Origin of the sequence: Agrobacterium salinitolerans (genome assembly GCF_027498475.1) — a bacterium.
GTDB lineage: Bacteria > Pseudomonadota > Alphaproteobacteria > Rhizobiales > Rhizobiaceae > Agrobacterium > Agrobacterium salinitolerans.
Window position 1 is genome coordinate 63,470 of sequence record NZ_JAPZLN010000001.1, and the last position, 21,920, is coordinate 85,389.

General features: G+C 60.4%; 25 protein-coding genes and 1 pseudogene. 20 read left to right on the forward strand and 6 right to left on the reverse strand.

Annotated elements, in window-relative coordinates:
* Positions 1-163: 163 nt before the first annotated feature.
* From O9X91_RS00280 to O9X91_RS00295, 4 genes are all read left to right on the forward strand, one after another.
* Positions 164-688 (forward strand): invasion associated locus B family protein, encoded by a 525-nt coding sequence (locus O9X91_RS00280; RefSeq protein WP_003521101.1) that lies wholly within the window; start codon positions 164-166, stop codon positions 686-688.
* A gap of 82 nt (positions 689-770) precedes the next feature.
* Positions 771-2,186, forward strand: a complete 1,416-nt coding sequence (gene tldD / locus O9X91_RS00285; RefSeq protein ID WP_269834127.1) for a metalloprotease TldD — start codon at positions 771-773, stop codon at positions 2,184-2,186.
* Between the two features lie 199 nt (positions 2,187-2,385).
* On the forward strand, positions 2,386-2,823 hold the full coding sequence (locus tag O9X91_RS00290) for a bleomycin resistance protein (RefSeq protein WP_077982815.1): 438 nt from the start codon (positions 2,386-2,388) through the stop codon (positions 2,821-2,823).
* Positions 2,824-2,829: 6 nt separating this feature from the next.
* Positions 2,830-3,504 (forward strand): HAD family hydrolase, encoded by a 675-nt coding sequence (locus O9X91_RS00295; protein ID WP_142914137.1) that lies wholly within the window; start codon positions 2,830-2,832, stop codon positions 3,502-3,504.
* Here O9X91_RS00295 and O9X91_RS00300 read toward each other — a convergent pair.
* Positions 3,493-3,801 (reverse strand): pyrophosphohydrolase domain-containing protein, encoded by a 309-nt coding sequence (locus tag O9X91_RS00300; RefSeq protein ID WP_137409880.1) that lies wholly within the window; start codon positions 3,799-3,801, stop codon positions 3,493-3,495. The genes O9X91_RS00295 and O9X91_RS00300 overlap by 12 nt on opposite strands.
* Before the next feature lie 154 nt (positions 3,802-3,955).
* Between O9X91_RS00300 and O9X91_RS00305 the strand changes: the two genes are divergently transcribed.
* Positions 3,956-4,735 (forward strand): sulfite exporter TauE/SafE family protein, encoded by a 780-nt coding sequence (locus O9X91_RS00305; RefSeq protein ID WP_162520616.1) that lies wholly within the window; start codon positions 3,956-3,958, stop codon positions 4,733-4,735.
* A gap of 29 nt (positions 4,736-4,764) precedes the next feature.
* Here the strand turns inward: O9X91_RS00305 and pdxH are convergent, their stop codons facing one another.
* Positions 4,765-5,385, reverse strand: coding sequence for a pyridoxamine 5'-phosphate oxidase (gene pdxH, locus O9X91_RS00310; protein WP_142914136.1), 621 nt, complete (start codon positions 5,383-5,385; stop codon positions 4,765-4,767).
* A gap of 56 nt (positions 5,386-5,441) precedes the next feature.
* Between pdxH and O9X91_RS00315 the strand changes: the two genes are divergently transcribed.
* From O9X91_RS00315 to O9X91_RS00330, 4 genes are all read left to right on the forward strand, one after another.
* Positions 5,442-5,891 carry an RT0821/Lpp0805 family surface protein gene (locus O9X91_RS00315; RefSeq protein ID WP_077982819.1) on the forward strand — a complete coding sequence of 150 codons (450 nt, stop codon included), beginning with the start codon at positions 5,442-5,444 and terminating at the stop codon, positions 5,889-5,891.
* Positions 5,892-6,103: 212 nt separating this feature from the next.
* Positions 6,104-7,204, forward strand: a complete 1,101-nt coding sequence (locus O9X91_RS00320) for a DnaJ C-terminal domain-containing protein (RefSeq protein WP_269823266.1) — start codon at positions 6,104-6,106, stop codon at positions 7,202-7,204.
* 131 nt (positions 7,205-7,335) lie between these two features.
* Positions 7,336-8,154, forward strand: coding sequence for an enoyl-ACP reductase FabI (fabI, locus tag O9X91_RS00325; protein ID WP_077982821.1), 819 nt, complete (start codon positions 7,336-7,338; stop codon positions 8,152-8,154).
* 30 nt (positions 8,155-8,184) lie between these two features.
* Positions 8,185-8,778: a histidine phosphatase family protein gene (locus O9X91_RS00330; RefSeq protein ID WP_269834126.1), complete on the forward strand. Its 594-nt coding sequence runs from the start codon at positions 8,185-8,187 to the stop codon at positions 8,776-8,778.
* A 218-nt stretch (positions 8,779-8,996) separates the two neighbouring features.
* On the opposite strand, the gene O9X91_RS00335 is transcribed toward O9X91_RS00330, so the two are convergent.
* Positions 8,997-9,257 carry a DUF1344 domain-containing protein gene (locus O9X91_RS00335; protein WP_162520615.1) on the reverse strand — a complete coding sequence of 87 codons (261 nt, stop codon included), beginning with the start codon at positions 9,255-9,257 and terminating at the stop codon, positions 8,997-8,999.
* A 436-nt stretch (positions 9,258-9,693) separates the two neighbouring features.
* On the opposite strand from O9X91_RS00335, the gene aroC reads away from it, so the two are divergent.
* Both aroC and ribB read left to right on the forward strand, forming a co-directional pair.
* A complete protein-coding gene (gene aroC / locus O9X91_RS00340; protein ID WP_269834125.1) occupies positions 9,694-10,791 on the forward strand; it encodes a chorismate synthase in 1,098 nt (365 codons plus the stop codon).
* Between the two features lie 11 nt (positions 10,792-10,802).
* Positions 10,803-11,903: a 3,4-dihydroxy-2-butanone-4-phosphate synthase gene (gene ribB, locus O9X91_RS00345; RefSeq protein ID WP_077982825.1), complete on the forward strand. Its 1,101-nt coding sequence runs from the start codon at positions 10,803-10,805 to the stop codon at positions 11,901-11,903.
* A 275-nt stretch (positions 11,904-12,178) separates the two neighbouring features.
* On the opposite strand, the gene O9X91_RS00350 is transcribed toward ribB, so the two are convergent.
* On the reverse strand, positions 12,179-13,372 hold the full coding sequence (locus O9X91_RS00350; RefSeq protein WP_269834124.1) for a winged helix-turn-helix domain-containing protein: 1,194 nt from the start codon (positions 13,370-13,372) through the stop codon (positions 12,179-12,181).
* A gap of 112 nt (positions 13,373-13,484) precedes the next feature.
* Between O9X91_RS00350 and O9X91_RS00355 the strand changes: the two genes are divergently transcribed.
* The 7 genes from O9X91_RS00355 (at position 13,485) to dxs (ending at position 19,770) form a co-directional block, all read left to right on the forward strand.
* A complete protein-coding gene (locus O9X91_RS00355) occupies positions 13,485-14,165 on the forward strand; it encodes an energy-coupling factor ABC transporter ATP-binding protein (RefSeq protein WP_269834123.1) in 681 nt (226 codons plus the stop codon).
* Positions 14,162-14,767: an energy-coupling factor transporter transmembrane component T family protein gene (locus tag O9X91_RS00360; RefSeq protein WP_269834122.1), complete on the forward strand. Its 606-nt coding sequence runs from the start codon at positions 14,162-14,164 to the stop codon at positions 14,765-14,767. The genes O9X91_RS00355 and O9X91_RS00360 overlap by 4 nt, the downstream gene beginning before the upstream one ends.
* A 31-nt stretch (positions 14,768-14,798) precedes the next feature.
* On the forward strand, positions 14,799-15,362 hold the full coding sequence (locus tag O9X91_RS00365; RefSeq protein ID WP_020010590.1) for a biotin transporter BioY: 564 nt from the start codon (positions 14,799-14,801) through the stop codon (positions 15,360-15,362).
* Positions 15,363-15,384: 22 nt separating this feature from the next.
* Positions 15,385-16,320 (forward strand): histone deacetylase family protein, encoded by a 936-nt coding sequence (locus tag O9X91_RS00370; protein ID WP_077982829.1) that lies wholly within the window; start codon positions 15,385-15,387, stop codon positions 16,318-16,320.
* Between the two features lie 2 nt (positions 16,321-16,322).
* The gene (locus O9X91_RS00375) at positions 16,323-16,577 is read left to right on the forward strand and encodes an exodeoxyribonuclease VII small subunit (protein ID WP_003503059.1); all 255 of its coding nucleotides are present in this window, start codon (positions 16,323-16,325) and stop codon (positions 16,575-16,577) included.
* A 250-nt stretch (positions 16,578-16,827) separates the two neighbouring features.
* Positions 16,828-17,751, forward strand: a complete 924-nt coding sequence (locus O9X91_RS00380; protein WP_269834121.1) for a pirin family protein — start codon at positions 16,828-16,830, stop codon at positions 17,749-17,751.
* 99 nt (positions 17,752-17,850) lie between these two features.
* Positions 17,851-19,770 carry a 1-deoxy-D-xylulose-5-phosphate synthase gene (gene dxs / locus O9X91_RS00385; protein ID WP_077982831.1) on the forward strand — a complete coding sequence of 640 codons (1,920 nt, stop codon included), beginning with the start codon at positions 17,851-17,853 and terminating at the stop codon, positions 19,768-19,770.
* Positions 19,771-19,825: 55 nt separating this feature from the next.
* Here dxs and O9X91_RS00390 read toward each other — a convergent pair whose 3' ends face one another.
* Entirely contained in the window at positions 19,826-20,188 is a 363-nt protein-coding gene (locus O9X91_RS00390) for a nuclear transport factor 2 family protein (RefSeq protein WP_137409873.1), read from the reverse strand.
* 107 nt (positions 20,189-20,295) lie between these two features.
* On the opposite strand from O9X91_RS00390, the gene O9X91_RS00395 reads away from it, so the two are divergent.
* Together O9X91_RS00395 and O9X91_RS00400 are read left to right on the forward strand one after the other, a co-directional pair.
* Positions 20,296-21,090, forward strand: a complete 795-nt coding sequence (locus O9X91_RS00395) for a helix-turn-helix domain-containing protein (RefSeq protein ID WP_142914127.1) — start codon at positions 20,296-20,298, stop codon at positions 21,088-21,090.
* Between the two features lie 5 nt (positions 21,091-21,095).
* Positions 21,096-21,405: pseudogene (locus O9X91_RS00400) on the forward strand (putative quinol monooxygenase).
* Positions 21,406-21,425: 20 nt separating this feature from the next.
* Here the strand turns inward: O9X91_RS00400 and O9X91_RS00405 are convergent.
* Positions 21,426-21,878 (reverse strand): Lrp/AsnC family transcriptional regulator, encoded by a 453-nt coding sequence (locus tag O9X91_RS00405; protein ID WP_269834138.1) that lies wholly within the window; start codon positions 21,876-21,878, stop codon positions 21,426-21,428.
* Positions 21,879-21,920: the final 42 nt, after the last annotated feature.

Consider the following 21,920-nt stretch of genomic DNA (forward strand, 5'->3'; position numbering starts at 1 on the left):
GTTTGAATGCCGGATAACGAATGACGCGCGGGACAAATCAGACGGCTATGAGCGCCAACAGGTCCTATTTCCGCCCAACTCCGCTGGAATTGAAGTCGCTAGGCTTTTTTTTCCGGATTATGGCGTCAAAATAGCCGCACTGATTCGAATCCCAGAGGTATCCATGCGTCTTTCCCCGCTCGCGCGCACTTTTCTTGCCGCCGCCGGTCTTGCAATCATCGCTCCCGCTGCCGCGGCGCTGGCGCAACAGCAGCCGCCCGGCACGCCGAAGTCGACGCACGGAGCATGGTCGGTCATCTGCGACAAGCCGGCAGGCGCATCCGAAGAACAATGCGCGCTGATGCAGAACGTGATCGCCGACGACCGCCCGGAAGTGGGGCTTTCGGTGGTGGTGCTGAAGACGGCCGACCGCAAGTCGCGCATCCTGCGCATCCTCGCGCCGCTTGGCGTGCTTTTGAAGGATGGCATGGAGCTTTATATCGACAATAATAATATCGGCCGCGCCTATTTCACCCGCTGCTTCTCCGAAGGCTGCTATGTGGAAGTGGATATTGACGACGAGCTGCTGAAGGTTCTGCGCGCCGGCAAGAATGCGGTTTTCGCGCTGCGTGAAGCCGTGGATCAGGATCGCGTCGGTATTCCGATCGAGCTTTCCGGCTTTGCCGAGGGCTACGACGCGCTTCCTTAAAGCCCGCCATTGCCGGACAGCCTTGCGTCCGTCCGCTCCAGTGCCTAAATCGGTCACTGAACGATAATGACTGGAGCCTCCCATGACCGACGATCTTGTAAAACTCTTCGATTGCGACGAGACGCAATTGCGCAAGCTCGTCGGCGAGGCGCTCGCCGGCGCTGACGATGGCGAGCTCTTCATCGAACATGCCCAGGCCGAATCGCTGACATTCGACAATGGCCGGCTCAAGGGCGGCTCCTTCAATACCGACCAAGGTTTCGGCCTGCGCGCCGTTGCCGGGGAGACGGTGGGCTACGCCCATGCGGGCGAGCTTTCGCAAGGCGCGTTGAAGCGCGCTTCGGATGCGGTGGGCGCGGTGACCAAGGGTTATTCCGGCTCCTATGCCGCAGCACCCCAACGCACCAACAAGAAGCTTTACGGCGACGAGAATCCGATCGGCAGCCCAAGCTTCGAGGAGAAGGTGAAGCTCCTCACCGATATCGACGCCTATCTGCGCGATAAGGATCCGAATGTCCGGCAGGTGACGGCGACGATTTCCGCAAGCTGGCAGGTGGTGGATATTCTGCGCGCCGACGGCCACCGTGTCAGCGACGTCAGGCCGATGACGCGCATCAACATTTCGGTGGTGGCGGGTGAAGGCGACCGGCAGGAAAGCGGCTCCTATGGCATCGGCGGCCGCGTCGGCTTTGGCGATTTCATCACCACGGAAAACTGGCAGCGCGGCGCGGATGAGGCGCTGCGCCAGGCGCTCGTCAACCTCACCGCCATCGATGCGCCGGCTGGCACCATGGATGTGGTGCTCGGCTCCGGCTGGCCGGGCGTCATGCTGCATGAGGCTGTGGGGCACGGTCTGGAAGGCGATTTCAACCGCAAGAAGACCTCTGCCTTCGCTGGTCTGATGGGCGAAATGGTCGCAGCACCCGGTGTCACCGTCGTCGATGACGGCACCATCGACAGCCGGCGTGGGTCGCTGACCATCGACGATGAAGGTACGCCTTCCGGCTATAACGTGCTGATCGAGAACGGCAGGCTGGTCGGTTACATGCAGGACCGGCAAAACGCTCGGCTGATGGGTGCGACGCCCACGGGTAATGGCCGTCGGCAGGGTTACGCCTATGTGCCGATGCCGCGCATGACAAATACTTACATGTTCTCGGGCGATAAAACGCCGGAAGAGATCATCGCCTCCGTCAAGAAGGGCATCTACGCCGTTTCCTTCGGTGGCGGCCAGGTGGATATCACCTCCGGCAAATTCGTGTTCGGCTGCACCGAGGCCTATCTCATTGAAAACGGGAAGATCGGCGCGCCGGTGAAGGGCGCGATGCTGATCGGCAACGGGCCGGATGCGATGAAGCGCGTCTCGATGATCGGTAACGATTCCAAGCTCGATACCGGCATCGGCAATTGCGGCAAGGCCGGACAATGGGTGCCTGTCGGCGTCGGTCAGCCGCATCTGCGCATGGATCAGATCACCGTCGGCGGTACCAAGGCCTAGTTCCGCGGCGCATGGTCGGTTGCGGGAAACATCGAACCTGCCGCGACAGTCCTCACCCATAGCGTCGCCATCCCAGCCCATGACCCCGCACATGGCTGCCATGATGAGGTTTCCTCTGGCGTGCGGCCGGGAAGACGTTAAGATCACCCCTTATGGCAGGCCCCTCCTCCCATCCCGGGCCTGCGCGGCAAAGGAGACCATGACCATCATACGAAATGCCCTCGTTCCTGAACTTGCCGTCAGCGACTGGCAGAAAAGCCGCGCTTTTTATTGTGACCTGATCGGTTTTCATGTGGTCTATGAGCGCCCCGAAGAGGGTTTCACCTATCTGGCGCTAGGCGACGCAGAACTGATGATCGACCAGATCGGCGCAACACGGACCTTCGTGGCGGGCAATGCCTCGCTCGATACGCCGTTTGGCCGCGGCATGAACCTGCAGCTCGCCGTTCCTTCCCTGCAACCCATTCTTTCCCGGCTGGAGCGATCCTCGATTGACCTCGTCATGCCGCTGGAGGAAAAATGGTACAGGCGCGGCACGGTCGAAGTAGGCAACCGGCAATTTATCGTCGCAGATCCCGATGGCTATCTGATCCGCCCGTTCGAAAGCCTTGGCGAGCGCCCCTTCCGGTTCGGCTGAGCGACCATGCTGCCTTTTCTGCCGCACGCCGTGGTTTTCGACATGGACGGATTGCTGATCGAAAGCGAGGCGCTCTATCGCGATTCGTTTCTGGCGGCCTCGGATGAAGGCGGCCATGGCATGAAGGTCGAGACCTATCAAAAGGTCTGCGGCAGCCCCTGGGATGTCATCACCGGCACCATCTTTGCCGATTATGGTGCCGATTTTCCGATGGCGACCTTCCGTGATGCCTGGCTCCGGCATCTCGGCCTGATGATGGCGGAGGGAGTGGCGCTGAAACCCGGCGTCATCGAAATCCTCGATCTTCTCGACCGGCTCGATATCCGCCGCGCCATCGCCACCTCGTCGCGGCACGATTCAGTGACGCGCCATCTCGGTCCTTACGATCTTCTCGGACGTTTCGACACCATCGTCGCACGCGGCGACTATACCGAGCCGAAGCCCGCGCCCATGCCCTATCTCACCGCAGCACGACGGCTTTCTCTCGATCCGGGCCGTTGCCTTGCGCTCGAGGATTCCTATTCCGGCGTCCGCTCGGCGACATCGGCGGGCATGATGACGATCATGGTGCCCGATGTCGCGCCACCGACTGAGGAAATGCGGGAAAGATGCATCGCCGTCGCAATCGACCTTCACGACGTGGCGGCCATGTTGGAAAAGCTGGAGCCTTCAGGGTTTTGACGGCGTAAAGCGCCACTTACGCTCGATCGCTCCTTCAACATCGAGACCGTTATAATGGGCCAGCAACAGCACATGGCCGAGGAGATCGGCGGTTTCGTCGGCCAGATCCCGCTTCATCTCCTCTTTGCTCCTGCCCTTAACGCGTGCCCGTCCCGTCAGCCGGTTCCAGGCCTGCGTCATCTCGCCAACCTCTTCCTGAAGCTTCAGCATGTACCAGTCCGGGTCGCGGAATATTCCGTTTTCAGCGGCATATTTTTGCGACGCCTCTTCAAACCGACGCATCATGTCAGCAAACATTTGTTCATCCTTTGTTCACGCACCACAACTCTAATCATGATTCTCTGACCGCGTCGACCCGTCAGTGCGTCATGCAGCCATGAACGGAAATTTCCGAGACATGCGCATGCAAGCGAGATAGAGAAAAGATATTCGAACAAACGTGCCATCGCCCATGCCCCATCTCGACTTCCTGTCGTCACTCGTCACCGCGCACAGCCCGGCGCTGCTCGCCATGTTTGCGGGTGCCGCCTTTCTTGCCGGCCTTGCGCGCGGATTTTCCGGCTTCGGTGCGGCGCTCATCTTCGTTCCCCTGGCCAGCGCCATCGTCGGGCCGCGTATCGCTTCGGCGGTATTGCTGGTGGTGGACGGCGTGCTGACGCTCGGCATGATACCGCCCGCCTTTCGCATGGCGGACCGGCGCGAAGTCTTCACCATGGCGGCCGGCGCCTTTGTCGGCGTGCCCGTCGGCACAATGCTGCTTTCCAAGGGTGATCCACTGACGCTACGCTGGCTCATCTCGGGCGTGGTCGTGGTGCTGCTTGTTTTTCTGGTGTCCGGCTGGCGTTACAGCGGCCGGCCAAAGACGCCGCTCACCCTTTTTACAGGGCTGCTGGCCGGGCTGTTTTCAGGGGCCGCGCAGCTGGGTGGCCCGCCCGTCGTCGCCTATTGGCTGGGCGGCGCGCTGAAAGGCGCTTTCGTGCGCGCCAATGTCATTCTTTATTTCGCGGTTTCAACGGTATTCTCCATCGCCAGCTACTTTCTTGGCGGCCTGTTTACCGTCGATGTCTTCGTGTTTTTCCTGCTGGCCCTGCCCTTTTATGGGCTCGGTCTTTATGCCGGTGCGCGACTGCACGGGCTTGCCGATGAGGCGGCGTTCCGGCGCATCTGCTACGGCCTGATCGCGATTTCCGCCGTCATCGGCCTGCCGCTGTTTGACCAGTTGCTGAAATAGGCAGGCCGAGACGGCCTGCCCGGATGGCGTTACGGATACATGCGTACCTTGGACCAGTCACCGTCAGGGGTGTCGCGGCGGAATTCGATGCGATCATGCAGGCGGAACTTGCGGTCGTGCCAGAATTCGATGCTGAGTGGCCGGATGCGGAAGCCGGACCAGTGGGACGGGCGCGGAATATCGCCAATCGCATATCTGGCGGTATATTCGGCTACCGCTTTTTCCAGCGCAAAACGGCCTTCCAAAGGCCGCGACTGCTTGGATGCCCAGGCACCGATGCGGCTGCCGCGCGGGCGAGAGGCGTAGTAGATATCCGCCTCCTCGTCGCTCACGATCTCCACCTCGCCGCGCAGACGCACCTGCCGCCGCAGGCTTTTCCAGTGGAAGCACATGGCCGCTTTTTTCTGGCCGAGGATCTCCTGACCCTTCTGGCTTTCGAAATTCGTATAGAAAACGAAACCGCGATCATCGACGCCTTTCAGAAGCACCATGCGCACGTTCGGCAGGCCATTTTCGTCCACGGTGGCGAGCGCCACCGCGTTCGGATCGTTGATTTCGGAAGCCGTCGCGTCCTTCAGCCATTCGGCAAAAAGCGTGAACGGTTCATTTTCTTCCGTGAAGTCACTGGATGTTAACCCCGTTTCCGACATATTGAATAAAATGCTCCCGAGCTGATTTGGACACCAGAGATGATCTCCGGTGAAAGATGGTGACCGTCATAGCAAAGTCGAACAGTCGAACAAAGAGCCTCCTTTCGTCGATAGCGGAAGTTTCCGCCGTCGTGTCAATGCTCGCGGTGCTGAGCGGCTGCGTCAGCCTCGACCTGTTCGGCGGAGACAAGGTTGACCGCTCGCTTTCCACGGCCTCCGTTCCCAACCAGCCGAACAATGCGCCGCAGACGGACGATGCGACGATCCGCAATGCGGTCACATCGGCCGACCTCGCCAAGCTCGCCGACCAGCCTCTGCCCTGGGCCAATGCCGCCACCGGCAGCGCCGGCGTCGTCACCGCCATTCACGAAGACAAGTCCAGCGGCTTCGTCTGCCGCAATTTCAGGACGACACGCCATTCCTTCGAGGGTGTGGCGAGCTATTCGGGACAGGCCTGCCTGTCGGAAACCGGCGAATGGCTGCTGACGCGCTTCGAGCAGAAATAATCTGTTTACCCTTAAATATGGAATAGAGCCCGCCCGGGTGCGGCACGTCTCCTCCGTAAAGGAGTGATTAGCAACTTATTGCAACAGTCGACGTTGATTAAACCGAGGGCGTGCTGGCGAATGATCGCGGGCATCCCTTTTCGGAGGGGTTAGTTTCAGGATTGCGCCATGAGCGGCAGCACGTGCCTGAGCCAACGTAACTGGTGTTTCGCATGCGCGATCCATATTCCATCCTCGGCGTGAAACGTGACGCCCGCCACGAGGACATCAAGGCCGCCTGGCGCACGAAGGCGAAAACCGTCCATCCGGACGCCAATCGCGACGATCCCGACGCCTCGGCGCGCTTTGCCGAGATCGGGCAGGCTTACGATCTTCTCAAAGACCCGAAAAAGCGCGATCTCTACGATCAAGCCCGCAAGGCGGCCGAAAAGAAACAGCGCGGCGAAACCATCATGCAGCAGCGAGAAGCCGCGCGCGAGGCTGCCGAGCGCGCCAAGGCCGCCGAAAAGCTGATGGAGGAACTGGCCCGTGCGGACGCCCGCAACCGGGCGCAGACCGGCCAGAAAGCCGATAGCAAACCGGAAAGCGCCGAAGACATCGTCGAGCGCATTTTTGGCGCCGATGCCCAGAACGATCCCAAGGTGCAGCAGGCGGCGGAAGCCGCAAAGGCGGCCGCGAGCGCTGCAAAAGGCGATATACCCGCAGCCACCGCCACCGGCGATGACAAGACGTCACCCGCCTCGCTTGCCGCCAATCTTTTCAGCGCGCTGGTGCGGCGGTTCCGTGCGCCGCAGCCGACTCCGGAAAAAGCGCCTGACATCACCGCTGAGGCCACCGTCACGGTCGCCGATCTGCTGGAGAAAAAATGGATTACCATTTCTCTTGCCGATGAGCGGGAAGTTCGGTTCCAGCTCGAGCCCGGCATGACCGACGGACATGTGGTGCGGCTGAAGGGACAGGGGCTGAAGCTTCCCAACATCGCGCGCGGCGATCTTGCCGTGACATTGCTGACCGACCGAGAGGACGCTTTCTCCCTTCGTGGCTTCGATATTCACACGACCCTGCCGATATCGCTCAGCGACGCGGTTCTGGGGTGTGAAACGAAAGTCAAGACACCGCTCGGCGAAGAAAACATCACCATTCCGGCCTGGTCCGGCTCAGACCGTGTGCTGAGGCTTGCCGGCAAGGGCCTTGCCGACGGCAAGGGCGGCTCCGGCGATCTCGTCGTCGAATTGCGCATCGTCCTCTTGGAAAAGCCCGATGAAAAGGTAACCGACCTGATGCGGCACATGCGCGAAGGCCTTTATTTGTGAAAGTTTTGCGAATAGCCGGGACAACGCACCCTTTGTTACGCTCCCTAACAGTTGATGATCTTTGGCAATCTTGAACAGGATTGCAGCCTATGCCATAGGCAGGACCGATCATAAGTACTAGGGAGCACAAAATGGCTCAGGCATCCGGCCTCATGGCTGGCAAACGCGGCCTCATCATGGGTGTCGCCAATAATCGTTCCATCGCTTGGGGCATCGCCAAGGCCTGTGCCGACGCGGGCGCGGAAGTTGCGTTGACCTGGCAGGGCGATGCGCTGAAGAAGCGCGTAGAGCCGCTGGCGCAGGAACTCGGCGCCTTCATGGCCGGTCATTGCGATGTGACCGATCTCGAGACGATCGACGCCGTTTTTGCCTCGCTGGAAAAGCATTGGGGCAAGATCGACTTCGTCGTGCACGCTATTGCGTTCTCCGACAAGGACGAGCTGACCGGCCGTTACCTCGACACCAGCCGCGACAACTTCAACCGCACCATGGATATTTCCGTGTTCTCGCTGGCCGCCATTGCCAAGCGCGCCGAGCCGGTCATGAATGACGGCGGCTCGATCATCACGCTGACCTATTACGGCGCCGAAAAGGTCATGCCGAATTACAACGTCATGGGTGTGGCCAAGGCTGCTCTCGAGGCCAGCGTGCGTTATCTCGCCGTCGACCTCGGCAATCGCGGCATCCGTGTCAACGCCGTTTCCGCCGGCCCGATCAAGACGCTTGCAGCTTCCGGCATCGGCGACTTCCGCTATATTCTGAAGTGGAACGAATACAATGCGCCGCTGAAGCGCACCGTTTCCATCGAGGAAGTCGGCAAGTCGGCGCTGTACCTGCTGTCCGACCTTTCGACCGGCGTGACCGGCGAAATCCACCATGTCGATTCCGGTTACCACACCATCGGCATGAAGGCCGTGGATGCGCCTGACATCTCGGTGGTGAAGGACTAAGCCTGAAAAGTGTAAGAACGGGGTATCGCCTTGCTCGTCTATGTGATCCGGCACGGACAAACGGACTGGAATGCGATACGCCGGCTTCAGGGCCAGAAAGACATTCCGCTCAACGATTTCGGCCGCCAGCAGGCGGTCGGAAACGGCAAGCTCCTCGCGCAGCTGCTGGGAGAACAGGCCACGGATTTCGACTATGTGGCGAGCCCGCTCGGGCGCACGCGCGAGACCATGGAACTGATGCGCGGCGCGATGGGCCTCGATCCCAAGGCCTATCGCACTGACGATCGCCTGATCGAAGTTTCTTTCGGCGACTGGGAGGGACAGACCCTGCCGGAGCTGAAGAAAGAGTTTCCGGACCGGGTGAAGGCGCGCAAGGCCAATAAATGGGATTTCATTCCCCCCGGTCAGGACGCGGAAAGTTACGAAATCCTCTCCTGGCGCATCGGCGCATGGCTTTCTTCGGTTGAGAGGCAAACCGTCTGCGTCTGCCACGGCGGTGTGATCCGCTCGATCTTCCGGCTGGTTTCTGGCATGGACAAGGACGAGGCGTCGAGAACGCAGATCCCGCAGGACCAGATCTTGAAGGTTCAGATCGACAGTAATAGTGCGGAGTGGATTTCTTGAGGGCTGTCAAGGTTTGCTAAGACTGGCAGGACATCGCGGCTCGTTTCTTCTCCCCGCCGGGGAGAAGGTGGGCCGAAGGGTCGGATGAGGGGGCGACGTCGCCGAATCCCTCTAGCCGTGCCCCCTCATCCCGCTGCCGCGGACTTCTCCCCGGCGGGGAGAAGAAACACGCGACACCCGCTCGTCTCGCAACGAAGGTTTGGCATAAGGCCAGGAGCTTACTCAACGACCTGAAGGTCGTCGACCACGCGTTTTCCATCCACTTCCGTGTAGAAAACCACGACCTTCACGCCCGCTTTCAAACCTTCGAAATTGAACTCCTCCGGCACGCGGTAGGTCTTGCCGTCGTTCAAGGTAATGCTCAGCCCATTGGCATCGATCTTGCTGATCGTGCCTTCCACATCGACGCTCTGGGCGTAGCCGTTAATAGGCATCAGGAGGTTGGCGGTGGCCAGAAGGGCGGCAATCATCATACGCATCGATCTAGCTTTCGTGGATTTGCGTGAAAACCTTACATGCATGAAGAATTGCCTTTCGAATGTGGCGGAAATTGCCCGCAACCATGACATTTTCAGCCCAATTGATGAACGGATTTCAAATCCTGTTCAAGCCGTTAGTGGTTTTTACACCGCATTTTCCGGCAATATTGGAAAACTCCGGTTTAAGGTGGAAAACCTCCGTCCCTTTACAATTTCGTCATCTCGGAAATCCGTTGAAACCGTCGAATCGCTTTGCGCCGCCCATCCCGGGGAGTGTCGTTTTTCGTCATTTCACCAGTCGTGAACGGTACGTCACCTCCATATCCCGTTTGCGATGAAAGAAAGGCTTTTGCCTTGCCCGGATTTTCCACTAAGACAAATCCGCTTGTTTTAAACGGCGCCGTCCACAGGCGCCCTGTTTCCGGTCTTGAGAACGATGTCGCATAACAGTTTCGGTCACCTTTTTCGCGTTACCACCTGGGGAGAAAGCCACGGGCCGTCGCTCGGCTGTGTGGTGGATGGTTGCCCGCCCGGCATCCGCTTTACCCTTGCCGAGCTGCAGCACTGGATGGACAAACGCAAACCGGGCCAAAGCCGTTTCGTGACCCAGCGCCGCGAGGACGACATCGTGAAAGTTCTTTCCGGCGTCATGCTGGATGAGGACGGCGAGACGATGACGACGACAGGCACGCCGATCTCCATGCTGATCGAAAATACCGACCAGCGCTCCAAGGATTACGGCGAGATCGCCAAACGTTTCCGCCCCGGCCATGCGGATTTCACCTATGACCTGAAATACGGCATTCGCGATTATCGTGGCGGCGGTCGCTCCTCCGCACGCGAAACGGCGGCGCGTGTTGCCGCCGGCGCAATCGCCCGCAAGGTGGTGCCCAGCCTCAACGTTCGCGGCGCGCTGGTGCAGATCGGCAAGCACAAGATCAACCGCGACAATTGGGATTGGGATCAGGTCGACCAGAACCCATTCTTCTGCCCCGATGTCGAGATGGTGCCTGTCTGGGAAGAATACCTCGATGGCATCCGCAAGGCTGGCTCTTCCATCGGTGCTGTGGTCGAGGTTGTGGCGGAAGGCGTTCCGGCCGGCATCGGCGCGCCGATCTATGCCAAGCTCGATCAGGATATCGCCTCCAGCCTGATGTCGATCAACGCCGTCAAGGGCGTAGAGATCGGCGAAGGTTTTGCCTCGGCCGAGCTTTCCGGCGAGGAAAATGCCGACGAGATGCGCATGGGCAATGACGGCAAGCCGATCTTCCTGTCCAACCATGCCGGCGGCATTCTGGGCGGCATTGCGACCGGCGAGCCTGTCATCGCCCGCTTCGCCATCAAGCCCACCTCCTCCATTCTGACGGAGCGCCTGTCCATCGATACCGATGGCAACAATGTCGATGTGCGCACCAAGGGCCGCCACGACCCCTGCGTCGGCATCCGCGCCGTTCCGATCGGTGAAGCGATGATCGCCTGCACCGTTGCCGACCATTATCTGCGAGACCGCGGCCAGACCGGCCGCTTGAAATAGAGGGAACCGCCATGGCCTATGACCAGAAACGCGTTGTCGACGCCATCCGCGCTTTCGAAGCCGGCGAAATCGTCGTCGTGACCGATGATGACGACCGTGAGAACGAAGGCGACCTGATCATTTCGGCGGTTCACTGCACGCCGGAAAAAATGGCGCTGATCGTGCGCCACACCTCCGGCATCGTCTGCGCGCCCATGCCGCGCGAGGAGGCCAAGCGGCTGAACCTCAACGCCATGGTGGCGGAAAACGACAGCGCGCATACGACGGCCTTCACCGTCAGCGTCGATTTCAAGCACGGCACCACGACCGGTATTTCAGCGGATGACCGTACCCTGACCGTGCGCAATCTCGCCAACCCGAATGTCGGCGCTTCCGATTTCACGAGGCCAGGCCACATCTTCCCGCTGATTTCCCGCGAAGGCGGCGTGCTGATGCGCTCCGGCCATACCGAAGCGGCCGTCGATCTCTGCCGGCTCGCCGGCCTGCCGCCCATCGGCGTCATCAGCGAGCTGGTGAATGACGATGGCAGCGTGATGCGCGGCCCGCAGGTTCTGGATTTTGCCGAAAAACACGGCATGAAGCACGTATCGGTCGCCGATCTCATCGCCTATCGCCAGCGCAAGGAAACGCTGGTGGAGATGGAATCCTCCTTCACCATCGAGACGCCCTTCGGGCCGGCGAAAGCGCAGACCTATTCGCTGCCCTGGGACCCGATGCAGCATATGGCGGTGATTTTTGGCGATATCCGCGACGGCGTCGACATCCCCGTGCGCCTGCACCCGGAAAACGTTGCCGATGACGTCTTCGGCGACCGCCAGCCGGTGCGGCATTATATGCAGAAAATCGCCGAAGAAGGCCGCGGTGTCATCGTCTATCTGCGCGAAGGCTCCGTTGGCGTCGGCCAGGTGGCTGGACGCCGCAAGGCGCGCGACCCGGATGAAGCGCATGCACAGGCCCGTTCTCGCGAAAACGAATGGCTGGAAATCGGCCTTGGCGCGCAGATTCTCAAAGACCTTGGCATCAGCTCCATCAAGTTGCTGACGACGCGCGAGCGGCATTATGTCGGGCTGGAAGGGTTCGGCATCCAGATTTCGGCGACGGATATCTGCTGATTTTAAGATTCAGTCTAGCTTCACAGCGCAATTGTGAGGCGAGCGTGTTCCGTTTGTTTCTTCTCCCCGCCGGGGAGAAGTCCGCGGCAGCGGGATGAGGGGGCGAGCTCTCCGCATATCGCTAGCGTTGTCCCCTCATCCGACCCTTCGGGCCACCTTCTCCCCGCCGGGGAGAAGAAATATGCCGCAACGCCTTGCTACAATATTGCCCAAAGCGCGAGAATACGTTGCGTTTGAAAACGCACTGGTCTGACAATATTCTCAATCGACCGACTTCATTTCTCCGCCCGCCAGCCCTCCAGATAATTCACGCTCTCCACCCCCGTAAACCGCGCCAGCCTCACCAGTTCCGCATCGAGTTTCTCCAGCCGTCCGGTGGAGGCGCGCACGCCCGGCTCCAGCCACAGGCGGCGTACATCCAGCGAGCTGCGCTTGCGATCCGCCTTCATGTCGATGCGGCCGATAAGCCTGTCACCCTCCAGAAGCGGGAAAACGTAATAGCCGTATTGCCGCTTCGGCTCCGGCACAAAGACCTCGATGCGATAGTAGAATCCGAACAACCGTTCCATACGGTTGCGGTCTCGCAACAGGGGATCGAAGGGGCTCAGCACACGAACGCGGGCGGAGGGTTCCGGCACGTCAGTCAGGTCAGCGGTAAAACCGGCAAAGGCATAGGACGGGCGGGCCGTGCCGTCGCGGGCGAGAAGCGACACCTCGCATAGCTCGTCGCGGTTGCTCTTGACCCAGTCCCTCGCCTCCTGCGGGGTGACGAGATCGAAAAAGGCGGCGATTTCGCCATGGGTGGCGAACCCCAGCCGCTTCAGCGCCTCGCGGCAGGCCCAGTCAACGAATTCGGCGTGCTCCACCTCGGTCTCGTGATGCTCACCGGGAATGACCCGTTCGGCCAGATCATAGACCTTCTGAAAATTCACGCGGCCGGATATGGCAAGCTTGCCGGTGTGCCAGAGATATTCGAGCGCGGTCTTGGAGGGATGCCAGTTCCACCAGCCGCCGGACTGGTGCCCCTCCTCCTTCAACTCCCGCGCCAGAACCGGACCGGTTGCGGCAATGCGCTGAAGCGTCTCGCCGAAGGCGGCATCGAAACCCTCGCCATGCCATTTGCGCCAGCGCTCCTGAATGATCGGCTCGCGGCGGCGGAAGCGATGTTTCCAATAGGGATAAAATTCCGTCGGCACGATGGAGGCGTCATGCGTCCAGTGCTCGAAAAGCGCCCGGTCCTTTTCCAAGAGCGTGGTCAGATGGTCACGCCTGTAAGTCTGGTTGCGGGAGAAGATAATCTGGTGGTGGGCGCGCTCCACCGTGCCGATGCTATCCACCTGCACAAAACCGATATCGGTGATGAGCTGCAACAGGTCGCTCTTGGAAAGCGCCTTGCCGGGCGGCGAGGAAAGCCCCTGCCGCGCCAGAAAAATCCGTCTTGCCGCTTCGTTTGAAACCTTGATCACCATGGTGGCGAAGGTAGAACGGCTTTTTCAGGATTGCAATGTTCTTTTTTTGTTCCTTGTTTCACTTCTGTTGATGACGGGGTATAGAACCGGAAACGAGCGCGAGGATAAAAGCTTGGAAATCCGTTTCGACGCCGCCGGTGTCGCTTTCGAGGGCCGGCAGGCCCTGCAGCCGCTGTCCTTGACATTGATCGAACGACGTATCGGCGTGATCGGCCTCAACGGCTCGGGCAAGACTACCTTTGCGCGGCTGATCAACGGGCTGAACAAGCCAAGCCAAGGCACGGTTTCGGTGAACGGTCTCGATACCGTGACGGACGCCAAAGCGGTCTTGCAGACGGTCGGCTTCATCTTCCAGAATCCGCAGAACCAGATCATCCTGCCGATCGTACGCGACGATGTTGCCTTCGGTCTGAAACGGCTTGGTCTCAATAAGGCCGACACGGAAATCAAGGTGAAGGCCGTTCTCGCCCGGCTTGGTATCGCACATCTCGAGGAACGACGCGCCCATGAGCTTTCCGGCGGGGAATTACAGCTTGCGGCGCTGGCCGCGCTCCTGATTACCGAACCGCAAATCCTCATTCTCGACGAGCCGACCAACCAGCTTGATCTCAAGAACCGGGCTATCGTGGAAAAGACCATGGCGGCGCTGTCGCAGGCGCTTGTTGTCATCACCCACGATCTGCCGCTGGTTGCGGGTTTCGACCGGGTGCTGGTTTTCCATGAAGGCGCACTGGTTGCCGACGCCGCCCCCGAAGAAGCGGTGGCGCGCTATCTGGAGGTGGTATCGCGATGAAATCGCTGCATGTGGAAGGCACCGGCTGGCTCTACCGCGTCTCGCCGCGCCTCAAGCTCCTGACGCTCATGGGTTTCAGCATCGCATTGTTCCTCACCCGCGATCTGCTGGTTCTCGCAGGCGCGACGGTTCTGGCCGCCCTTATTCTGGGCGCTACGCGGCTACCCTTCCGCGAGGTCGCTTTGCGGCTGCGGCCGGTGATGCTGACCATCTTCCTTGTCGCCGCCTTCAGTTTTCTCCTGCTTCCCACACATGATGCGAGCGTCAATCTTTTGCGGCTGACGGCGCTGGCGCTGCTTGCCACCGCCGTCACCATCACCGTCAGTATTTCGCAGTTCATGGACGAGATCACCCTTTCCGCTGCGCCGCTTGAAAGGCTGGGGCTGGTGAAGGCCGCCGATATCGGGCTTGCCGTCGGGCTGGTGGTGCGGTTCGTGCCTGAGATCGTCAATCGTTACCATGCGGTGCGTGATGCGCATCTGGCGCGCGGCCTGCCCGTGCGGATGGCCACCATCATCGTGCCTCTGGTGATTATGACGTTGAAGGATGCGGACGCCATTGCCGACGCCATTGACGCGCGCGGTTTCAGAGGCCAAAGCTGACGGCCAGATAACCATCCGGAGTTTCCGAGCCATGACAACCCGCGACCTCGTGCTGATTTCGCTGTTTTCCGCCATCATCATCGCACTCGGGCTTTTGCCGCCGATCACGCTCGGCTTCATTCCGGTGCCCATCACCGCGCAGTCGCTCGGCGTCATGCTGGCGGGTGTCGTGCTGGGCGCTAAGCGCGGTACGCTTGCGGTGCTGCTGACGATCCTGATTGCCGCCATCGGCCTGCCAGTGCTTTCGGGGGGACGCGGTGGTCTTTCGATTTTCACCACGCCAACGACGGGCTTCCTGATCGGCTGGATTGCAGCCGTTTTCGTGACTGGCACGCTCTCGGAAAAACTCGTCAATCGCGGCCAGTCCGCTCTCACACAGGGCATCGGTTTCTTCGTCGCCAGCCTGATCGGCGGTGTGGTCGTGCTTTATGCTTTCGGCATCACCTATCTGGCGCTGGTCGTCGGGCTTGGTTTCGAAAAGGCCTTCATGGGTTCGCTCGCCTTCATTCCGGGCGATGCGCTGAAGGCCGTGCTCGCAGCCCTTGCCGGCCGCGCCGTGATGGCCGGATATCCGCTTCTGCCGCAGCGCGCCTGAACGTTTTCTCCTGGAGGATAGAATGGCGACACGTCTTTACGAACATCCGATCTTCCTTGAACACATCACGCCCGAAGGTCACCCCGAGCGGCCGGACCGGCTGCGGTCGCTGAACATCGCGCTTGAACATCCGAATTTCGAGCGGCTGGACCGGAAGGAAGCACCGCAGGCCAATGAGGATGCGGTGCTTCTGGCGCATCCGGAAGAGCATCTGCTTGCCGTCATGCGGCAGGTGCCCGAAGAGGATGGCGAGATCAACCGGATCGAGTCCGACACCTATCTCTCGCCAAAAAGCCTGCAGGCGGCGCTGACCGGCATTGGCGCTGCCATGGCGGCCGTGGATGACGTGTTTACCGGCTCGGCCGACAATGTCTTCGTCGCGGCCCGTCCGCCCGGCCACCATGCCGAAACAGCCAAGGCCATGGGTTTCTGTCTTTTCAACAATGTGGCGATTGCCGCCCGCCACGCGCAGAAGGCGCACGGCGCGGAGCGCGTGGCCATCATCGACTGGGACGTGCACCACGGCAACGGCACCCAGGACATCTTCTGGAACGACACGTCAGTGCTGTTCTGCTCCACCCACCAGATGCCGCTTTACCCGTGGAGCGGCGATAAAAACGAAACCGGCGTGAAGAACAATATCGTCAACGCCCCGCTTTCTCCCAACACCGGCAGCGAATATTTCCGCGAGGCGTTCAAGTCGCGCGTGTTGCCGGCCATTGCCGATTTTTCGCCAGACCTCATCCTCATCTCCGCCGGTTTCGATGCGCATCATCGCGATCCGCTGGCGCAGATCAATCTGGTGGGCGAAGATTTCGACTGGGCGACCGGGCGACTTCTGGAAATGGCTGACAAATACGCCTCCAACCGGGTCGTCAGCCTGCTGGAAGGCGGTTATGATCTGGAAGGGCTGGCGGAATCGGCAGCCATGCATATTTTGAGAATGATGAAGGGTTGAACATGACGGAAAATGCCAACACAGCCGATGTCAGCGGTTATTCTTTCGAAAAAGCCGTCGCTGAGCTGGAAAGCATTGTCGCCCGCCTGGAACGCGGCGACGTGGCGCTGGACGAATCCATCGCCATCTACGAGCGCGGCGAAGCCCTTAAGAAACATTGCGAGACGCTGCTGAATGCCGCCGAAAAGCGCATCGAGAAAATCCGTCTCGACCGCGCGGGCAAGCCGCAAGGTGTGGAGCCGCTGGACGGGGAGTGATTGTCCATGGCGGCAGCGTTTGGACGTGATTTCACAGGCTGCTCCGTCCCCAATCAGCATACTCGACGTCATCCTCGGGCTTGACCCGAGGATCCATTGATTTCAACGGGTTGCGGATCCTCGGGTCAAGCCCGAGGATGACGGCAGGGATGTTTCCATAACCGCAGTTAACGCAGCGTTCGATATCCCGACCCTCCCCCTCCCCATCCGTTATGCTAAACTCCGCCAATGACGATACGAGGAGCAAGCGATGTCCTTCTTTCCCGGTAACGATCCCGTCGCGGGTGATGCTTTTGCCTGCGACGCCATCGAGAACCTCATCATTCCCCGCACCAGCGATATTGGCGGCTTTGCGGTGCGGCGTGCGCTGCCGACCCGGCAGCGGCGGCTTGTCGGCCCGTTCATCTTTTTTGACCGCATGGGCCCGGCGATCCTGAAGGCCGGTGAGGCGCTCGACGTCAAGCCGCATCCGCATATCGGCCTTTCCACCGTTACCTATCTGTTCGACGGCGAAATCAAGCACCGCGACAGTCTCGGCACCGAGCTTGTCATCCGTCCGGGAGACATCAACCTGATGACGGCCGGGCGTGGCATCGTGCATTCGGAACGCACGCCGGAAAATCTACGCGGCCATCCGCTGTCCATGTCCGGCCTGCAGACATGGCTTGCCCTGCCAGACCATATGGAAGAAATCGCACCCGCCTTTGCCCATACGGCCAAGGAAGACATGCCGCTGATCGATATCAAGGGCGCGTCCGGCCGGGTGGTGATCGGTGAATTCGAGGGGCTCACCTCCCCTGTTTCGGCCTTTACCGATACGCTTTATGTCGACCTGACTCTGGAACCGGGTGTAAAGTTTCCCTTTTCCGCCGACCATGAAGAACGGGCGATCTATATTCTCTCCGGCTCGCTGGATGTGGCCGGGGATATCTTCGCCGCCGACCAGCTCCTCGTTTTCCGGCCGGGCGACGACATCACTCTTCAGGCCGGCAGCAATGGCTGTCACATCATGATCTTCGGCGGGGCGGCGCTGAATGAGCGCCGTTACATCTGGTGGAACTTCGTTTCGTCATCAAAAGAACGCATAGAACAGGCCAAACAGGAGTGGAGAACCGGACGCTTCGATATTGTTCCCGGCGACGAAGAAGAGTTTGTCCCTTTGCCGGAAGGTTGAAATTCTATAGAAGTGTACGACATGCAAGGCCGAACCGTTGGCTTTCACCATGAAAGCCGCTCTGGCGCGCCCTGCTGACGACAAGAAAAGGCCGAACGATTGACCGGAATGCCACAGACACCATTGCTCGACCGGGTGAATTTTCCCTCCGATCTCAAGGAGATCGACGATCGCGACCTGCCGGAACTGGCGCGGGAACTGCGCGACGAGATGATTGACGCCGTGTCGAAAACCGGTGGCCATCTGGGGGCCGGCCTCGGCGTGGTGGAATTGACGATTGCCATCCACAAGGTCTTCAACACGCCGGAAGACCGACTGATCTTCGATGTCGGCCACCAATGTTATCCGCACAAGATCCTGACCGGCCGTCGTGACCGCATCCGCACGCTGCGCCAGGAAAACGGGCTTTCCGGCTTCACCCGCCGTGCGGAAAGCGACTATGACGATTTCGGCGCCGGCCATTCCTCCACCTCCATTTCCGCCGGTCTCGGCATGGCGGTGGCGGCAGGTCTCGAAGGCAGCGACCGCAAGGTGATCGCCGTCATCGGCGACGGCTCGATGTCGGCGGGCATGGCGTTTGAGGCGCTCAACAATGCCGGCGCGCTCGATGCGCGGCTGATCGTCATTCTTAACGATAACGATATGTCTATTGCGCCGCCGACGGGCGCGATGAGCGCCTATCTGGCGCGTCTTGCCTCCGGCCGCACCTATATGGGTTTCCGCGATTTCGGCAAGAAACTGACGGCCTATCTCGGCAAGACCATCGACCGCGCCATTACCCGCGCAGTGACACATGCGCGCGGTTACGTAACCGGCGGCACGCTGTTCGAGGAGCTTGGTTTCTATCACATCGGCCCGATCGACGGTCATTCCTTCGATCACCTTTTGCCGGTGCTGCGCAATGTGCGCGACAATCAGAAAGGCCCCGTCCTCATCCATGTGGTGACGCAGAAGGGCAAGGGTTACGCGCCGGCGGAGGCTGCCGCGGACAAATATCACGGCGTCAACAAGTTCGACGTCATCACCGGCGCGCAGGCGAAAGCCAAGCCGAATGCGCCGAGCTATACCAGCGTCTTTGCCGAAGCCCTGATCCAGGAAGCGACGCTCGACGACAAGATCATCGGTGTGACGGCCGCCATGCCGAATGGTACCGGGCTGGACAAGATGGCCGAGCTTTTCCCAGCCCGCACCTTCGATGTCGGCATTGCCGAACAGCACGCCGTCACCTTCGCGGCGGGACTTGCGGCCGATGGTTACAAGCCGTTCTGTGCGCTTTATTCCACCTTCCTGCAACGCGGTTACGACCAGCTGGTGCATGATGTGGCGATCCAGAGCCTGCCCGTGCGTTTCCCCATCGACCGCGCCGGTTTCGTCGGTGCCGATGGACCGACCCATGCCGGCTCCTTCGACACGACGTTCCTTGCCACCCTGCCCGGCATGGTGGTTATGGCTGCATCGGACGAAGCGGAGCTGAAACATATGGTCCGCACGGCTGCAGCTTACGATGAAGGCCCGATTTCATTCCGTTATCCGCGCGGCGAAGGTGTGGGCGTCGAAATGCCTGTACGCGGCGAGATTTTGCAGATCGGCAAGGGCCGCATCATCAAGGAAGGCACCAAGGTTGCGCTGCTCTCCTTCGGCACACGCCTTGCGGAGTGCCTGGCGGCTGCCGAAGACTTGGATGCTGCCGGACTTTCGACCACGGTTGCCGATGCGCGCTTCGCCAAGCCGCTCGATCTCGATCTCATCCGCCAGCTTGCCAGCCATCACGAGGTGCTGGTGACTATTGAGGAAGGCTCCGTCGGCGGTTTCGGCGCGCATGTGCTGCATTTCATGGCCAGCGCCGGTTTGCTCGACCACGGCCCGAAGGTTCGCACATTAACCCTGCCCGACCAGTGGGTGGAACAGGCAAAGCCCGAGACCATGTATGCCAATGCCGGCCTCGACCGGGCCGGCATCGTTTCCACCGTGTTCAATGCGCTTGGCCAGCGTCAGGCCGGCGTGGGATTTGCGGGCTGAATCACGCTTCCCAAGGTGAAGGAGGCGGGCAGATGATCCCGCCCCCCTCACGGTGTTATCCCGCCGCGCCATCAAGAAAGCCGACGACATTATCGATCCGCCCGTCGGCATCGCGGCTGACAACATCGGTGCCGCCGGCAACATCGTCTCCGTCAGGCGAAATCAGACGCCATGAGAAACGGGTGAAATCGCCGTGTCCGTCAGGGGTTCCCGTCAGCACGAAGCGATATCCGGGAAACTTCTGCCGCGCCGCCTCGATCATCGCGGCGATCCCCTTCTGGCCCTCGCCCTGCATCAGGGGATCGATATAACGGGCGGTTTCGGCCCATGCCTTGTTTACCAACTGCTTGCGGCGTTCGCCGTCTTCCTCGTTCCAGACCGCGAGATAGGTTTCGGCGATTGCGAGATGCTGTGTCATGATTGTTCTCCTGTGGGTTGACGGCCCAAACATGCCGGGGTCTGGGAAGCGGAACAATTACCTGCGAGGTAATCGCATTGGCGATATCTTCTGCTAGGCTGCGGGGCATGACACATCATCGAGAACATGTCGGCCAGGTGCTGAAAGAATGGCGAGCTCGCCGCAGATTGAGCCAGCTCGATCTGGCGGTAGAGGCTGACATATCCACGCGCCATCTGAGTTTTGTGGAAAGCGGGCGCTCATCTCCCAGCCGTGACATGCTGGTGAGGCTGGCGGAGCAGCTTTCAATGCCCGCCCGCGCCGCCAACCGGCTGATGCTGGCGGCAGGTTATGCGCCTGTTCATTCCGAACGATCGCTGGATGCACCTGACATGACAGCAGCCCGGCAAGCCGCCGAAACCGTGGTGCATGGCCACATGCCCTTCCCCGCCCTTGCGGTCGACCGGCACTGGAACGTGGTTCTTGCCAATGATGCGATCACATCGCTGCTTGCCGGCGTTTCCGCCGAACTGCTTCAGTCGCCGCTCAATGCGTTGCGGCTGAGCCTGCATCCCGATGGCTTGAGTTCCCGCATCGTCAACCTTGCCGAATGGCGGCACCACCTGCTGGAACGGCTGAAACGTCAGGTGGAGGAAACGGGAGACGACGTACTTTCCCGCCTGCAAGCAGAGCTTGCGGCCTATCCCGCACCGAAGCTTTCTGCCTATACCGCCGGTGCCGATCTGCTGGCGATACCTCTCCAGCTTCGTGATCCGTCCTCGGGCGCTATCCTGAGCTTCATTTCAACCACCACGGTTTTCGGCACTGCCACCGACGTGACACTGTCCGAGCTGGTGCTGGAATGTTTCTACCCCGCCGATGCGGCAACCCGCGAAGCACTGATGCCCAGCACCAAGGAGTAAGGCCCATGCACACCACCTATCTTATCGGCTTTCAGGTGCGCCCCGGCCAGCGCGAGCGTTTTCTCGAATTGCTGAACGCGCTGCTCGACGCCATGCGACACGAAAAAACCTTCGTGAACGCAACCCTGCACCGGGATGGCGAGAACGAGAACCGCTTCCTGCTGCATGAGACCTGGAGCGACCATCAGGACGTCATCGACGTTCAGATCCACCGGCCCTATCGCCAGGCATGGCACGACGCCCTGCCAGAGCTTCTCGACGCCCCGCGCGATATTTCCGTCTGGCGGCCCCATGCGGGCAGATCACGCAGCATAGATCGACGAGCGGGACAATAATCAAAGCCGAATGGCCGTATCCTCTTTCGCCGTCTTGATGACGACCATGGTGAAAAAGCGCGCCACATTGTGCTGGTCGCGGAACAATCGGTCACACAGGGCGTCGAATTCTTCCATATCCCGCAGGCGCAACATCAGCACCACATCTGTTGCGCCTGTGACGGCATAAGCCTGTGACACGGCCTCTTCGGCGCTGGCAATATCCAGAAAGCGGCGCATCTGCTGCTCACCGTGCAGTTTCAGCTCAACCGTCACCAGAGCCTTGAGGACGCGTCCCGCCTTTGCCGGGTTGAGGATCGCCACGATGCGGTCGATCACGCCGGACTTGCGCAACCGCTGCAGGCGGCGCAGGCAGCTGGATGGAGACAGCCCCACCTCGTCGGCCATATCCAAATTGGTGCGCGAGGCATCGTTCTGCAAAAGGTTCAGAAGTTTCCGGTCGATCCTGTCCATGCCGGCAGCATAATGCCCACCGATATCTTTGCAATAAAATTG

Excerpts from the sequence above, each read along its gene's own strand:
- O9X91_RS00360 (WP_269834122.1), top strand. The coding sequence starts at position 14,162 with ATGAAATCGCTGCATGTGGAAGGCACCGGCTGGCTCTACCGCGTCTCG.
- O9X91_RS00395 (WP_142914127.1), top strand. The coding sequence starts at position 20,296 with ATGACACATCATCGAGAACATGTCGGCCAGGTGCTGAAAGAATGGCGA.
- O9X91_RS00365 (WP_020010590.1), top strand. The coding sequence starts at position 14,799 with ATGACAACCCGCGACCTCGTGCTGATTTCGCTGTTTTCCGCCATCATC.
- O9X91_RS00315 (WP_077982819.1), top strand. The coding sequence starts at position 5,442 with ATGGTGACCGTCATAGCAAAGTCGAACAGTCGAACAAAGAGCCTCCTT.
- ribB (WP_077982825.1), top strand. The coding sequence starts at position 10,803 with ATGGCCTATGACCAGAAACGCGTTGTCGACGCCATCCGCGCTTTCGAA.
- tldD (WP_269834127.1), top strand. The coding sequence starts at position 771 with ATGACCGACGATCTTGTAAAACTCTTCGATTGCGACGAGACGCAATTG.
- pdxH (WP_142914136.1), bottom strand. The coding sequence starts at position 5,385 with ATGTCGGAAACGGGGTTAACATCCAGTGACTTCACGGAAGAAAATGAA.
- O9X91_RS00350 (WP_269834124.1), bottom strand. The coding sequence starts at position 13,372 with ATGGTGATCAAGGTTTCAAACGAAGCGGCAAGACGGATTTTTCTGGCG.
- O9X91_RS00295 (WP_142914137.1), top strand. The coding sequence starts at position 2,830 with ATGCTGCCTTTTCTGCCGCACGCCGTGGTTTTCGACATGGACGGATTG.
- O9X91_RS00405 (WP_269834138.1), bottom strand. The coding sequence starts at position 21,878 with ATGGACAGGATCGACCGGAAACTTCTGAACCTTTTGCAGAACGATGCC.
- O9X91_RS00380 (WP_269834121.1), top strand. The coding sequence starts at position 16,828 with ATGTCCTTCTTTCCCGGTAACGATCCCGTCGCGGGTGATGCTTTTGCC.
- O9X91_RS00280 (WP_003521101.1), top strand. The coding sequence starts at position 164 with ATGCGTCTTTCCCCGCTCGCGCGCACTTTTCTTGCCGCCGCCGGTCTT.
- O9X91_RS00390 (WP_137409873.1), bottom strand. The coding sequence starts at position 20,188 with ATGACACAGCATCTCGCAATCGCCGAAACCTATCTCGCGGTCTGGAAC.
- O9X91_RS00375 (WP_003503059.1), top strand. The coding sequence starts at position 16,323 with ATGACGGAAAATGCCAACACAGCCGATGTCAGCGGTTATTCTTTCGAA.
- O9X91_RS00370 (WP_077982829.1), top strand. The coding sequence starts at position 15,385 with ATGGCGACACGTCTTTACGAACATCCGATCTTCCTTGAACACATCACG.
- O9X91_RS00305 (WP_162520616.1), top strand. The coding sequence starts at position 3,956 with ATGCCCCATCTCGACTTCCTGTCGTCACTCGTCACCGCGCACAGCCCG.
- O9X91_RS00320 (WP_269823266.1), top strand. The coding sequence starts at position 6,104 with ATGCGCGATCCATATTCCATCCTCGGCGTGAAACGTGACGCCCGCCAC.
- O9X91_RS00335 (WP_162520615.1), bottom strand. The coding sequence starts at position 9,257 with ATGCGTATGATGATTGCCGCCCTTCTGGCCACCGCCAACCTCCTGATG.
- aroC (WP_269834125.1), top strand. The coding sequence starts at position 9,694 with ATGTCGCATAACAGTTTCGGTCACCTTTTTCGCGTTACCACCTGGGGA.
- O9X91_RS00300 (WP_137409880.1), bottom strand. The coding sequence starts at position 3,801 with ATGTTTGCTGACATGATGCGTCGGTTTGAAGAGGCGTCGCAAAAATAT.
- O9X91_RS00290 (WP_077982815.1), top strand. The coding sequence starts at position 2,386 with ATGACCATCATACGAAATGCCCTCGTTCCTGAACTTGCCGTCAGCGAC.
- fabI (WP_077982821.1), top strand. The coding sequence starts at position 7,336 with ATGGCTCAGGCATCCGGCCTCATGGCTGGCAAACGCGGCCTCATCATG.